Below are 13,606 nucleotides of genomic sequence, written 5' to 3'. Positions count from 1 at the left end.
TCCATGCCCCGCAACACACTGACGCGCGAACAGATCCTCACTGCCGCCATCGCACTGCTGGACGCCGAAGGTCTGGAGGGCCTGAGCATGCGGGCGCTGGGCCAGCGGCTGGGCTCGGCGGCCACCGCCGTCTACTGGCACGTGGGCAGCAAGGACAACCTCATCGCCCTCGCCGGCGACCAGCTGTGGCACGACATCGCGCTGCCCGACCCCGACGAGGTCGGCTGGCGCACGGCGGCCACCGTCATGGCCGGCGACCTGTACGCGATGCTCACCCGCCACCCGTGGCTGCTGCAGGCCTTTGGCTCCTTCCTCATGTTCGGCCCCGGCAAGGCCCGCCACGACGACCACCTCCTCGCCATCTACGAAGCCGCGGGATTCGCCGGTCCCGCAGCCGACCAGGCCGCGGCCGCCGTCTTCACCTTCGTCCTCGGCAACGCCCTCGGCCCGGCCGCAACAGCCTCACTCGCCCGCAAACTGCGGCGCGAAGGCAGCAGCGCCGAACAGGCCATCGGCGGCGCCCAGGTCGAGGCCCGCGAGATCGCCGCACCCTTCCCTCGGCTGCGCGCCCGCCTGGACACCCACAGTGCCGACCACGGCGCGGCGCCCGGCGGCACTTTCCAGATCGGCCTTCGGGCCATCCTCGACGGGCTGGAGGCGCTGCAACGCGGGCCTGCTCGGTGACCATCGCACGATGATCCGGGAGGGTGCGCCCGGCCCACGGTTCGAAGGCCGGGCTGCCGGCGCCGCGGGTGGCCTTGGTGCGGAGCCTGACCGTGGAGAAGGTCGACTCGAGGGGATTCGTGGTCCGCAGGCGGCACCACGGCGCCAGGATCTTCGAGGAGAGCCGCACCCGCTCCCCGGTGGCCTCGTCCGCGCGCCGGTCGTTGGCCGGGGCGCCGCGACCTCGATCGGCCCGGCCGCGGTGGCCACGGTGCGGGACCGGTGGCGGCCGTTGCGGACCACCAAGCGGCGGCCACGCCCGCCGGTCTCCGCGGCCGACTCGGATATGTACTGATCGACGTCGGCCTTCAGAGCAGCGGCGAGCATCCGCCGGGCGCCTTCGCGGACGACCTCGTCGATCAGGGAGCCGGTCTCGGTCGAGCCGTCGGCGGTCACTGCGCTCAGCATGAGCACGCCTTCCCAATCCGCGCTGCGAACGCGGGTCTGCTCGGTGACTGGTCGGTCAATCACCCGGGAAGGTGCCCCCTTCGTGCGCTCCCGGGGCGCCGATCCACAAGTCCTGAGCACTGCTCTGACGGACTGCGGTCACCTCGCACCGGCACGCCGCCATCAGTTGCCCTGGAACTGACCGGCCTTGTGATCTGCCTGCACGGTCTCGACCCGCTCGGCCTCCGGCCTGCGGCGACGTAGGCGCTGTCTGTCGTCGCCGGTCAGCCTTGGTCCGCCTCGTACGGCCCAAAGGCGGCCCAGGCGCCTCGGTTACGCATCGGCGGGTAGAGCGGTCTCGGGAGCCTCACTCCGTTCTGCGTGCGCCGCGGAGAGACGCCTTCTGCTGAGGGCCAGGATCGCGAGGGTGACGAGGGTGCCCAGGACACCGCAAGCAGCTGCCCGATGCTCGCCCGTGTGCTGCAGAGCTGTGCCGACCACGGCAGAGCCGAGCGACGTCCCGGATGCAAAGAGGGTGACCAGCCAGGCGAACGCCTCGGACATGGTGCCCGGCGGCGCCAGCTTGCCCACGAGCAGGAACGTGACGGTGAGGAGAGGAGCGAGGAACACTCCGGTGAGCAGCATCAGGGCATGCATGTAGGGCGGAGGCGGTAGCAGGGCCAGAAGGCCGTAGCTGGCGACCAGGCCGACGGCGAAAAGGACTGCCCGGGTAGCGGGCGCGCCGGGCCAGCTGCGTGCGCCGTAGACCAGAACGCCGACCAGTGAGCCGCCGGCGTTCAGGGTGAGCAGGACGGGCGCTCCGCCGGGCGTTGACCAGTGCTCGGCGTAGGAGACCACCAGGACGTTGAGGGTGCCGATCGCAAAACCGGTTCCGGCGAGGGCGGCGAGCAGAGTGACCAGGGGGGACTGCGCAAGGGGCCGAGCCAGTGGCTGGCGTGGGGGGAGGCCTTCCAGTGCCGAGAGGGCGCGGCGGTGGCGACCACGATGACCCCGAGCAGGCCCAGCAGCGCCTGGGCGAGCAGCGCAAGTGTGGGTGATCGGGCAGCGACGCAGGCGGTCACCACCAGAGGTCCGGCGACGAAGACGAACTCTTGTGCGATGGAGTCCAGGGCGTAGGCGGACTCCAATCGGTCCTGAGGGGCGATGTCGGGCCACAGAACGCGCAGGCAGGGCTCCAGGGGTGGGGTCATGGCACCCGCGAGGGCCGTCCCCACCAGAACCGGGAGTTTGTGGCTGGGAGCCAGAGCGACGGTGATGAACCCCGCCGCTGCCATGACAGCGGTGGGGGCCAACACTCTGGCTTGTCCCCAACGGTCGACCGCCCGTCCCAGCAGCGGTGCGCCGATGGCTGCGGCGATGGCGAAGGTGCCCGCGGCCGTGCCCACGAATCCGTAGCTCGCCCCGGCCCTGCGCAGGGCCAGCGGAATGGTGAGGGCGGCCATCGCAGGGGGAAGGCGCCCGACCCAACTGCCGATCAGCAGACGAGCGACGTGGGGAGCCCGTAGCAACGACAGGTAAGCCATGGCGGGCACCCTAGGGCGGTCGATGGTTGGCTCACGAACTCTTTTCGATGGCGCGAGGCCACCGCCTTTTCCACGCCTCGGCCGCCCACGCGTTCCAGAAGTCCTGGCCGGCATCCCGTAGGCGGTTGCGGGCTGCCCGAGGCCGGTGGAGCGGGGCGAGGACAGGAGCGAGGCGAGCGCCTTGAGGGAGTGGCGCACGTCGTTCGTCCGGTGCGGATCGTCGGCGCCAAGCTGGTGTTCGCCCCGCCGAAGGGCAGCAAGCTGCGAGACGTGCCGTTGCCTGATCCGGTCGCTCAAGCCCTGTCGGAGGGGCGGGTGGCGGAGCCGCCCGGCGGACGACGAGGCCCCCGCCGGAAGGTGTTCCCGGCGGGGGCCTCGGGACGTTCGACGGCCCACGGACGGCCCGGGTGGGCGGTCACCCGCCCTGACCCGTGGCGATCTCAGATGTCGAAGTAGAGCTCGAACTCGTGCGGGTGCGGCCGCAGCTGGATCGGGGCGACCTCCTGGGTGCGCTTGAAGTCGATCCAGGTCTCGATGAGGTCCGGGGTGAAGACGCCGCCCGCGAGCAGGTACTCGTGGTCGGCCTCCAGGGCGTCGAGGACGGCCGGGAGGGAGGCGGGGACCTGCGGGACCGCGGCGTGCTCGTCGGGGGCGAGCTCGTAGAGGTCCTTGTCGACCGGCTCGAGCGGCTCGATCTTGTTCTTGATGCCGTCCAGGCCGGCCAGCAGCATGGCCGAGAAGGCCAGGTACGGGTTGGAGGACGGGTCCGGGGCGCGGAACTCGATGCGCTTGGCCTTGGCGTTCGACCCGGTGATCGGGATGCGGATCGCCGCGGAGCGGTTGCGCTGCGAGTACACCAGGTTGACCGGGGCCTCGAAGCCGGGGACCAGGCGGTGGTAGGAGTTCACCGTCGGGTTGGTGAAGGCCAGCAGCGACGGGGCGTGCTTGAGCAGGCCGCCGATGTAGTAGCGGGCGGTGTCGGAGAGGCCCGCGTAGCCCTGCTCGTCGTAGAAGAGCGGGGAGCCGTCGGACCACAGCGACTGGTGGACGTGCATGCCCGAGCCGTTGTCGCCGAAGATCGGCTTCGGCATGAAGGTGGCGGTCTTGCCGTTCCGCCAGGCGACGTTCTTGATGATGTACTTGAACAGCATCAGGTCGTCGGCCGAGGCCAGCAGGCTGTTGAACTTATAGTTGATCTCGGCCTGGCCGGCGGTGCCCACCTCGTGGTGCTGGCGCTCGACCTCGAGGCCGGCCTTGGCGAGCTCCAGCGACATCTCGGCGCGGAGGTCGGCGAAGTGGTCGACCGGCGGGGCCGGGAAGTAGCCGCCCTTGTAGCGGACCTTGTAGCCGCGGTTGTCCTCGAGGGCGCCGGTGTTCCAGGCGCCGGCCTCGGAGTCGATGTGGTAGAACGCCTCGTTCGACTTCGTCTCGAAGCGGACGCTGTCGAAGACGTAGAACTCGGCCTCGGGGCCGAAGTACGCGGTGTCGGCGATGCCGGAGGAGGCGAGGTACGCCTCGGCCTTCTTGGCCACGTTCCGCGGGTCGCGGCTGTACTGCTCGCCGGTGATCGGGTCGTGGATGAAGAAGTTGATGTTGAGGGTGGAGTCCTTGCGGAACGGGTCCACGCGGGCGGTGCTCAGGTCCGGCACCAGGGCCATGTCGGACTCGTGGATGGCCTGGAAGCCGCGGATCGACGAGCCGTCGAACATCAGCTGCTCGGCGGGGTCGAACGAAGCGGCCGGCACCGTGAAGTGCTGCATGACGCCCGGCAGGTCGCAGAACCTGACATCGACGAACTTGACGTCGTTGTCCGAGATGTAGCGCGACACCTCGTCGGCGTTGTTGAACATCCATCCTCCTCGGCCCGGCGGGAACGCCAGGAGTTTCGCGTGAACGGGCCGCTCGTCCCGACCGGCCGCGTTGCGGCAACGATAGGAAGGAGCCGTTTCTCAAGCATGACTCGTCTGTTTCGCGGATGTTAACCGCCCTCGCGGGCGCCTTGCCGGACCTGCGTGGTTCCGGGGGTTTCGCGGGGTGGGGGGCGGTCGGGGCGGTGCACCCGCGCGCAAGTGGTCTGGACCAATTCTTCACCCGTTCCGGCGCACCGTCCCGCCATTACCGGCAGGCCGTCCGGAATGTCAAGGACCCAGGGGCGACCGCCGGCGGCCGCCCGGTTACTGTGGAGGCGTGGACAGCAGAGAAGCACTCGGTTCCTGGATCGACGGCCCCAGGGCCGCCGCCGAGCGGATGGGCGCCGACTTCGGCTACCGCGGCGAACGGCTCGGCCTGCCCGAGCACGGCCCGGGCTCGATCGCCCCGCTGGGCCGCCGGATCGGCGCCCTCCTCGTCGACGGCTGGCTCTGCGGCCTGATCGCGTACGGGCTGATCACCCGCGGCGACGCCGCCCAGGCCAACCTCTGGACGACCCCCCTCTTCCTCCTCATGAGCACGGTGCTGATCGGCACGGCCGGCTCCACCCTCGGCAAGCGGCTCTTCGGGCTCCGCGTGGTCCGGCTCGACGGCGGCCGGGCGACGCTGGTCCAGGCGTTCGGCCGCAGCCTGCTGCTCGTCCTGCTCGTGCCGGCGCTGGTCTGGGACCGGGACAGCCGGGGGCTCCACGACAAGGCACTGGGGACGGTCGAGGTCCGCGTCTGACGGCCCTGTCCGGCACGTCCCGGCACGCCCGGCCCCGGCCCCGCCCGGCATGCCCCGGCACGCCCCGGCAGGCCCGGACCCTGCCGCCCCGCCTGGTACCGGCCCGTGGCCCCGCACCGGCGGGGTGTCCGGGAGCCGCGTTCCGGACCCGCGGCGCCTCCACGGGGCGGCGCCCCCGCACGGCGCCCCTGACCGGGAGAGCGGCCCGCGCACACGAAGGCGGCCCCGCCGCGGAACCCCTGAGGGGTTCCGCGGCGGGGCCGCCTGGTGTTCCTGGAGCGGCGCGCCGGCCGCTCAGCGCATCCGGCCGCCCTTGGGCATCCGCGCGTTGCGCGGCAGCGGGCCCTTGGGCACCGGCGCCTTGGAGAGCAGGTCTCCCATCGCCCGCAGCCGGTCGTTGATCTCGGTGACCTGGCCGGGCGTGATGGCGCGCGGCAGGCGCATCAGGTGGACCTGCAGCTTCTTGAGCGGGACCTCGCCCTCGCCGTCGCCCACGATCACGTCGTGCACCGGCACGTCGCCGACGACCCGCGCCATCTTGCGCTTCTCGGCCGCCAGCAGGGGGCGGATCCGGTTGGGGTTGCCCTCGCCGATCAGCGCGATGCCGGGGCGGCCGACCGCGCGGTACACGGCGTCCTGGTTGCGGGTGACGGCCACCGGGGTCGGGCTGGTGCTCCAGCCGCGGCGCATGTTGTTCAGCACGGCCGCGGCCGCTCCCGGCTGGCCCTCCATCTGCCCGAAGGCGGCCCGCTCGGCGCGCCGGCCGAAGACGACCGCCATCGCCAGGAACGCCAGCACGAAGCCCAGGATGCCCAGGTAGACCGGGTGGTCGATCAACAGGCCGATGGCGAGGAACACGCCGAAGGTGATGATGCCGACGCCGGCGATGATCAGACCGATCCGGGTGTCCACCCGCTTGGTCATCTGGTAGGCCAGACGGATCTGCTTCAGCCGTCCGGAGTTCTCGGATTCTTCCCTCGCCATGAGGGCAATGCTACGGGGCCGGGGCGGCTGATGCCCAAGCCCGGTCCCCGATCCGGCAGATCCGGAACGCGACCGTGTCCGTTCCGGGCGGATCCGGTCCGGTCCGGCCGGGTGCGGTGCTCCGGCCCGCGGGCCCGGGCCGGCACGGGCGACCCGCGGGGACGAGGGCGACCCGGCCGGGACGGCCCGACCGCCGCGGCCCGGCTCCCCGGGCACGGGGCCCGGCTGCCGGGGCACGGGGTGCGCGGGCGCGGCCGCGCGGTGCCCCGCGGCGGGCCTCAGCGCAGCACGGAGGCGTCCTGCGCCGCGGTCGTGCGGGCGGCCGCCAGGGCGCCGAGCACGGTGGCGGTCTCCGCCCGGTCCGCGGCCTGGCGGCGGTTCTCGCAGACCGCGTCCCAGGCGTTGCGGCGGGCGACCTGCTGGCCGCCCGAGAACAGCACCGACTCGGCCATCCGCAGCGCGGTGACGAAGCCGTTGATACCGGCAGCTCCAGGTACGACGGTGCCGACCTGCATGGTGAGCAACTCCCCTCGTAGGGTCGTGTCCTCGCCCCGAACGGGCGTCCCGCACGCGCCGCCCGCCGCCGGTGCGCGGGCGGGCGGCGGCGCGGTCACCGGTCCAGGGTCACCACATCGTGTTACCAGTCGGTGACCGGAGCGTCAAACCGCGGTGAAAGCCTCACTCCGGCCGTCGCCGGCGCCTCCGGGGGGCCTCCCGGGGAGGCGCCGCAGCTCAGGCGTCCGCGTGCTGCGCCCGGCGCTCCAGCGCCTGCCGGTACAGCCGTCCGGCGCGGTACGACGAACGGACGAGCGGGCCGGACATGACCCCGGCGAAGCCGATCTCCTCGGCCTCCTCCTGGAGCTCCACGAACTCCTGCGGCTTCACCCAGCGCTCGACGGGGTGGTGCCGCACGGTCGGCCGCAGGTACTGGGTGATGGTGATCAGCTCGCAGCCCGCGTCGTGCAGGTCCTGCAGGGCCTGGCTGACCTCCTCGCGGGTCTCGCCCATGCCCAGGATGAGGTTCGACTTGGTCACCAGCCCGGCCGCGCGGGCCTGGGTGATCACCGACAGCGAGCGCTCGTACCGGAAGGCGGGGCGGATGCGCTTGAAGATCCGCGGGACCGTCTCGACGTTGTGCGCCAGCACCTCCGGCCGGGAGGAGAAGACCTCGGCCAGCTGCTCCGGCACCGCGTTGAAGTCCGGGACGAGCAGCTCGACGCCGGTCCGGCCGCCCTCGCGGCCGGCGGTCATCGCGTGCACCTGGCGCACGGTCTCCGCGTACAGCCAGGCGCCGCCGTCCTCCAGGTCGTCGCGGGCGACGCCGGTGATCGTGGCGTAGTTGAGGTCCATGGTGAGGATGGACTCGGCCACCCGGCGCGGCTCGTCGCGGTCGAACTCCGCGGGCTTGCCGGTGTCGATCTGGCAGAAGTCGCAGCGCCGGGTGCACTGGTCGCCGCCGATGAGGAAGGTCGCCTCGCGGTCCTCCCAGCACTCGAAGATGTTGGGACAGCCCGCCTCCTGGCAGACGGTGTGCAGGCCCTCGCGCTTCACCAGCGCCTGCAGGCCGGTGTACTCGGGGCCCATCTTCGCCCGGGTCTTGATCCACTCGGGCTTCCGCTCGATGGGGGTCTCGCTGTTGCGGACCTCCAGGCGAAGCAGCTTCCGGCCGTCGGGTGCGACAGCGGACACGTGCGGCTCCCTAACTCGTCTTCTGTGCGACACACCCAGGGTACGCCTGGGGTTGTGCGGTTCCCGCAGGCCGGGTGGCCCGCAATCGCAGGCCCGGTCGGACCCGCGGTACGGCTCAGGCCGCGCCGACCGGCGCGGACATCTCCGCCAGCACGTCCCCCAGGTGCCGTTCCACCACGGGCAGCGCCTCCGCGACCGTGAAGTCCCGCCCCAGCTCGGTGCTGAGCGACCCCACGCCCGCGTCCCGGATGCCGCAGGGCACGATCCGGTCGAACCAGCCCATGTCCGGGTCGCAGTTGAGCGCGAAGCCGTGCATGGTCACCCCGCGCGCCACCCGCACCCCGATCGCGGCCAGCTTGCGGTCGTCGCCGCGCTGCCCCGCGTTGGAGGGCGCGTACTCGGGCCCGGCCAGCCGCGGGTCCAGGCCCGCCTTCAGGCCCATCCGCAGGGTCAGCCCGCCCACGTCCACCTGGCGGTCGGGGTCGGGCGCCGCGCCGGGGATCTCCTCGCCCAGCACCCACACCCCGCTGCGGCCCTCCACCCGGGTCGTGTCCAGGCCGAACTCGGCGCAGGAGCGGATCAGGGCCTCCTCCAGGCGCCGGACGTACGCGACCACGTCCATCGGCTCCGGCAGCCGCACGATCGGGTAGCCGACCAGCTGCCCGGGGCCGTGCCAGGTGATCTCGCCGCCGCGGTCCACCTGCACCACGGGGGTGCCGTCCAGCGGGTAGTCCTCGGGGTTGGTGCGGCGTCCGGCGGTGAAGACGGGCGGGTGCTCCAGCAGCAGCACGGTGTCGGGGATCTCGTCCGCGACGCGCAGGGCGTGCAGCCTGCGCTGCTCCTCCCACGCCTCCTCGTACGGGACCATGCCCGCGCCGATGCCCATCCGCACGAACCGCACGTCCTCGCTCACCGCTGCCCGCTCCTCGTCCAGGTGGCCGCCGTCCGGCCGACGGCGGCCTGCCGCCGCCGCCCTGCCGCCGATGTCCGGCCCAGCCACTGTACGCCCGGCCGTGCGGCGCCCCTCAGCCCGCCGGGGGGCCGCCCGCGCCCTCCGGGCCCCCGCAGCCCCCCGGGCCCCCGTAGCCCCCCGGGCCCGCCGCGCCGCCGGCGAGCAGGTGCAGCCGCAGCGCCAGCTGGAGCTCCAGCGCCCGCTCCGGGCCGTTCCAGTCGCGGCCCAGCAGCGCCTGCACCCGGTCCAGCCGCTGCACCACCGTGTTCACGTGGACGTGCAGCACGTCCTTGGCCCGGGTCAGGCTGCCGCCGCAGTCGAAGTAGGCCCGCAGGGTCCGCACCAGCTCCGTGCCGCGCCGGGCGTCGTACGCCAGCAGCGGTCCCAGCGCCGACTCCACGAACCCGTCCACGTCGTGCCCGTCGCCCAGCAGCACCCCCAGGAAGCCCAGGTCGTCCGCGGCGGCGCCGTCGCCCTCCCGGCCCAGCGTCCGCAGCGCCCGCAGGCACCGCTGCGCCTCGGCGTGGGCGGAGGCGAGGGCCGCCGGCCCGGTCGCCGGGCCCCCGGCGCCCACGGTCACCGGCAGGCCGGCCAGCCGCGCCAGCCGGTCCGCGGCGGACCGGGCCGCCGCGGAGGGGCCGCCCGCCGCCGGGTCCTCCGGCAGGAGCAGCACCACGCCCTCGCCGTGCTCCGCGCTCACCCCGCGGGAGCCGAAGAGGTGGCGGACCGCGGCGCCCGCCAGCCGGGCGCGGTCGGCGCAGGCCGCGGCGAGCACCACGTGCGGGCGCATCAGGTCCAGGCCCAGCCGCCGGGCCCGCAGCACCAGGCCCGCCGGGTCCCGCTCGGGGGCGGTCAGCAGGTCGGTGAGCAGCTCCCCGCGCACCCGGTTCTCCGCCTCCGCCACCGACCGGCGCAGCAGCAGGAGCAGCGCGGTCACCACCGCGGCCCGTTCGAACAGCCGCCGGTCCGGGTCGTCCAGCTCCCCCCGGCCGTGCAGCACCAGGCTGCCGAGCGTCTCCTGGCCCGCCAGCACCGCGCACACCCACCGCCCGCCGCGCCGCACGGCGCGGCCCGAGGCCCGGGAGTCGGCGACGGCGGCGGCCAGCTCCCCGGCGCCCGCCGGGTCGGACGGCCCGGTCAGCGGGTGGCCGTCCGGGTCGTGCACCGCGATGGCGCCGTCCAGCAGGGAGGCCACGGCCGCCGCCACCTGCGGCACCTCGCCGCCGCGCAGCACGAGGTCGGTGAGCCGGTCGTGGGCCTCCTCGGCGCGCTGCATGGCCGCGGAGTGCTCGCGGATCACCGCGTGGGCCGCGTTCAGGTCGGCGAGCGCCGCCCGGGTCTCGGCCAGGGCCTTCGCGGTGTCGATGGCGATGGCGGCGTGCGCGGCGAGGGAGCAGAGCAGCGCCACCTCCTCGGGGGAGAAGGCGCGCGGTGTGCGGTCGGCGGCGAACAGCACCCCGATCACCTTGCCGCCGTCCCGCGACCCCAGAAGCAGCGGGACGCCGAGGATGGCGACCAGCCCCTCGTCCAGCACCCCGGCGTCGATGGTGCCGGTGTGGTGGAAGCGGCTGTCGGTGCGGTAGTCCGGGGTGGCGTACGGGCGGGCGGTCTGCGCCACCAGGCCGCCCAGGCCGACGCCCAGGCCGAGCCGCAGGGTCTGGAAGAGCGCGGAGACCGAGCCGTCGGTGACCCGCATGTAGGTGTCCCCGGCCTCCTCGTCGGGGAGCGTGAGGTACGCGGTGTCGGTGCCCAGCAGCAGCCGGGCGCGGCGCACGATGGCCTTCAGCACGTCGTCCAGGTCGCGGGAGGCCGCGAGGTCGCCCGCCGTGTCGAAGAGGGCCGTCAGCTCGGCCTCGCGGCGCCGGTGCTGGCCCAGGGTGCGGTGCACCTGCAGCGCGAGCCGCGCCGCCTCGTCGACCTCGGCCAGGACGGCGGGGGAGGCGCCGGACCGGCGCGCGTCGGCGGACACCTCGGCGAAGTCCTCGGCCGGTGCCCCGGAGGCCAGCAGGGCCAGCAGCCGCCGCAGGGCCGGGGCCGCGCCGCCGACGGGGGTGGAGTCGTTCATGGTCGGCCCATCGTGCCAGGCCGTCCGCGGGCCGGGGGAGGCCCGGGACGGCGGCGGGGAGCGGTACGGGCCCCGCCGCACGTCCCGGGCGGGACCGGGCCGCCCGGGACGTGCGGCGGGGCCGGCGGGCGGGAGGGTGCGCCGCGCCGGCCCCGGGAGGGGTGGGGGAGCAGGGGTCAGACGGCGCTGCCGCGGGCGGCGAGGTCGTCGGCGGACGCGGCCCGCCCGGCTCCGGAGGGCGCCACCTCGGCGAGGTCGCGGTCCTTGGTCTCGCGGGCCGCCAGCATCGCCACCACCGTGATCACGGAGGCGATCGCCACGTAGACCGAGATCGGGGTGGACGAGCCGTACCCCTTCAGCAGGGCGGTGGCGATCAGCGGCGCGGGCGCGCCCGCCGCCACCGAGGCGAACTGGGCGCCGATCGACGAGCCGGAGTAGCGCATCCGGGTCGCGAACAGCTCCGAGAAGAAGGCCGCCTGCGGGGCGTACATGGCGCTGTGGAAGACCAGGCCGACGGTGATCGCCGTCACCAGGGAGAGGAAGCTCTTCGTGTCGACCATGGTGAAGAAGACGAAGGCCCAGACGCCCACGCCGACCGCGCCCACCAGGTAGACCGGCCTGCGGCCGACCCGGTCGGACAGCGCCCCGAAGAGCGGGATCAGGGCGAACTGGATCGCGGAGGCGATGAGCACCGCGTTGAGGGCGGTCTGCTTCGGCAGGCCCACGTGCGTGGTGGCGTAGGCGAGGACGAAGGTGGTCAGCACGTAGTACGAGATGTTCTCGGCCATGCGGGCGCCCATGGCGACCAGCACGTCCCGCCAGTGGTGGCGCAGCACCGCGAGCAGCGGGGGCTGCTCCGCGGCCTGCTCGACCGCCTTGCGGGCCTCGGCGCGGGCCAGGGCCTCCTTGAAGAGCGGCGACTCGTCGACCGAGAGCCGGATCCACAGGCCGACGCCCACCAGGACCGCCGAGAGCAGGAACGGGACGCGCCAGCCCCAGGACAGGAACGCCGAGTCGGACTGCACGGTGGTCAGCAGCGAGAGCACGCCCGCCGCCAGCAGGTTGCCGGCCGGGGCGCCGCCCTGCGGCCAGGACGCCCAGAAGCCGCGCCGCTTCGCGTCGCCGTGCTCGGAGACCAGCAGGACGGCGCCGCCCCACTCGCCGCCCAGGGCGAAGCCCTGCACCAGGCGCAGCACGGTCAGCAGGACCGGCGCCGCCGCGCCGATCGAGGCGTACGTCGGCAGGCAGCCGATCAGGGTGGTCGCGCCGCCCATGAGCAGCAGCGAGAGCACCAGCAGCCGCTTGCGGCCGATCCGGTCGCCGAAGTGGCCGAAGACCAGGGCGCCCACGGGGCGGGCGGCGAAGCCGATGGCGTAGGTGAGGAAGGAGAGCAGCGTGCCGGTCAGCGGGTCGCTCTCGGGGAAGAACACCTTGCCGAAGACGAGGGCGGCTGCGGTGCCGTAGAGGAAGTAGTCGTACCACTCGATGGTGGTGCCGATCAGGCTGGCTGCCACGACCTTGGGCAGGTGGGCGGGTCTGGAGCCGGGCGCGTTCGCGGCACTGGGAGCGCTGGCCATGGGTCACCGTCTCTGGGGGTGGGGGCGGGCGGGGCGGGTGCGGCCGGCGGGGGAGCCGGCCGCACCGGGTGGTGCGTCTCGCGGCTGGTGCAGGTGGTGCAGGTGGTGCAGGTGGTGCAGGTGGTGCGGGTGGTGCAGTTGGTGCAGGTGGTTCCGGAGGGGTCAGCGGGCGGTCCAGCCGCCGTCCAGGGGGAGGCTGGTGCCGGTCATGTACGAGGCGTGGGGGGAGCAGAGCCACAGGGCCGCCTCGGCGACCTCGGCGGGCTCGATCAGCCGCTTGATCGCGGTGCGGTCCAGCATGATCCGCTCCACGACCTCGTCCTCGCCGATGCCGTGGGCCGCGGCCTGGGCGGCGACCTGGTTCTCCACCAGGGGGGTGCGGACGTAGCCGGGGTTGATGCAGTTGCTGGTCACGCCGTGGGGGGCGCCCTCCAGCGCCACCGTCTTCGACAGGCCCTCCAGGCCGTGCTTGGCGGTGACGTACGCGGACTTGAAGGCGCTGGCGCGCAGGCCGTGCACGGAGGAGATGTTGACGACCCGTCCCCACCCCTGCGCGTACATGTGGGGCAGCGTGCGGCGCAGGATGCGGAACGGCGCCTCCACCATCACCCGCTGGATCAGGGTGAAGCGCTCCGGGGGGAACTCGTGCAGCGGTGCCACGTGCTGCAGCCCCGCGTTGTTGACCACGATGTCCGCGTCGTCGGGGAGGGAGTCGACCGCCACCGGGTCCGACAGGTCGACGACGTGGGCGGTGCCGCCGGTCTCCCCGGCGACCGCTTCGGCCGCCTCCGCCGCCACGTCGACGACGTACACCCGGGCGCCGGCGGCGGCGAGCGCCACCGCGCAGGCCCGGCCGATGCCGGAGGCGGCCCCGGTGACCAGGGCGGTGCGGCCGGCCAGGTCCCAGGAGTCCGGGCCGGGGGCGCCGGGCAGCGGGGCTGAAGTGGTGTCCATGGCCGGAAACGGTAGGTACGCGCGGCGTCCGCTCACATGGGGGAGCGCGCCACGAAAGGCCGCCCGGATGTGTGGG

Annotated in this window: 12 protein-coding genes and 1 pseudogene; 2 read left to right on the top strand and 11 right to left on the bottom strand. The window is 73.8% G+C overall.

The window, feature by feature from the left end:
* Positions 1 to 3 precede the first annotated feature (3 nt).
* Positions 4 to 684 carry a TetR/AcrR family transcriptional regulator gene (locus tag LO771_RS04765; RefSeq protein ID WP_230648299.1) on the top strand — a complete coding sequence of 227 codons (681 nt, stop codon included), beginning with the start codon at positions 4 to 6 and terminating at the stop codon, positions 682 to 684.
* A gap of 255 nt (positions 685 to 939) precedes the next feature.
* Here the strand turns inward: LO771_RS04765 and LO771_RS31600 are convergent.
* From LO771_RS31600 to glnA, 4 genes and pseudogenes are all read right to left on the bottom strand, one after another.
* A pseudogene (locus tag LO771_RS31600) lies at positions 940 to 1,050 on the bottom strand (hypothetical protein); the annotation flags it as partial.
* A gap of 393 nt (positions 1,051 to 1,443) precedes the next feature.
* Positions 1,444 to 1,968 (bottom strand): hypothetical protein, encoded by a 525-nt coding sequence (locus LO771_RS04755; RefSeq protein WP_230648298.1) that lies wholly within the window; start codon positions 1,966 to 1,968, stop codon positions 1,444 to 1,446.
* Positions 1,908 to 2,573 carry an MFS transporter gene (locus LO771_RS31595; protein WP_374228070.1) on the bottom strand — a complete coding sequence of 222 codons (666 nt, stop codon included), beginning with the start codon at positions 2,571 to 2,573 and terminating at the stop codon, positions 1,908 to 1,910. Before LO771_RS31595 ends, LO771_RS04755 begins: the two co-directional genes overlap by 61 nt.
* Positions 2,574 to 3,094: 521 nt before the next feature.
* Complete coding sequence (gene glnA, locus LO771_RS04745) at positions 3,095 to 4,504, bottom strand: type I glutamate--ammonia ligase (RefSeq protein WP_230648297.1); 1,410 nt, start codon at positions 4,502 to 4,504, stop codon at positions 3,095 to 3,097.
* Between the two features lie 337 nt (positions 4,505 to 4,841).
* Here glnA and LO771_RS04740 point away from each other — a divergent pair, with 337 nt between their 5' ends.
* A complete protein-coding gene (locus LO771_RS04740; RefSeq protein WP_230648296.1) occupies positions 4,842 to 5,309 on the top strand; it encodes an RDD family protein in 468 nt (155 codons plus the stop codon).
* A 294-nt stretch (positions 5,310 to 5,603) separates the two neighbouring features.
* Here the strand turns inward: LO771_RS04740 and LO771_RS04735 are convergent, their stop codons facing one another.
* The 7 genes from LO771_RS04735 to LO771_RS04705 form a co-directional block, all read right to left on the bottom strand.
* A complete protein-coding gene (locus LO771_RS04735; protein ID WP_230648295.1) occupies positions 5,604 to 6,293 on the bottom strand; it encodes a DUF4191 domain-containing protein in 690 nt (229 codons plus the stop codon).
* A 278-nt stretch (positions 6,294 to 6,571) separates the two neighbouring features.
* Positions 6,572 to 6,808 carry a hypothetical protein gene (locus LO771_RS04730; protein ID WP_230648294.1) on the bottom strand — a complete coding sequence of 79 codons (237 nt, stop codon included), beginning with the start codon at positions 6,806 to 6,808 and terminating at the stop codon, positions 6,572 to 6,574.
* A gap of 217 nt (positions 6,809 to 7,025) precedes the next feature.
* Positions 7,026 to 7,982, bottom strand: a complete 957-nt coding sequence (gene lipA, locus LO771_RS04725; protein ID WP_230648293.1) for a lipoyl synthase — start codon at positions 7,980 to 7,982, stop codon at positions 7,026 to 7,028.
* 115 nt (positions 7,983 to 8,097) lie between these two features.
* A complete protein-coding gene (gene lipB / locus LO771_RS04720; protein ID WP_230648385.1) occupies positions 8,098 to 8,868 on the bottom strand; it encodes a lipoyl(octanoyl) transferase LipB in 771 nt (256 codons plus the stop codon).
* Positions 8,869 to 9,007: 139 nt separating this feature from the next.
* Entirely contained in the window at positions 9,008 to 10,999 is a 1,992-nt protein-coding gene (locus tag LO771_RS04715) for a GAF domain-containing protein (protein ID WP_230648292.1), read from the bottom strand.
* A 176-nt stretch (positions 11,000 to 11,175) separates the two neighbouring features.
* Entirely contained in the window at positions 11,176 to 12,576 is a 1,401-nt protein-coding gene (locus tag LO771_RS04710) for an MFS transporter (RefSeq protein ID WP_230648291.1), read from the bottom strand.
* Positions 12,577 to 12,738: 162 nt separating this feature from the next.
* Complete coding sequence (locus LO771_RS04705) at positions 12,739 to 13,530, bottom strand: 3-hydroxybutyrate dehydrogenase (protein ID WP_230648290.1); 792 nt, start codon at positions 13,528 to 13,530, stop codon at positions 12,739 to 12,741.
* Positions 13,531 to 13,606: the final 76 nt, after the last annotated feature.

The organism is Streptacidiphilus sp. ASG 303, from assembly GCF_020991365.1.
Taxonomy (GTDB): Bacteria; Actinomycetota; Actinomycetes; order Streptomycetales; family Streptomycetaceae; genus Peterkaempfera.
The sequence above is the reverse complement of the archived record's forward strand: the minus strand, read 5'-3'. Positions and strand labels throughout refer to the sequence as shown.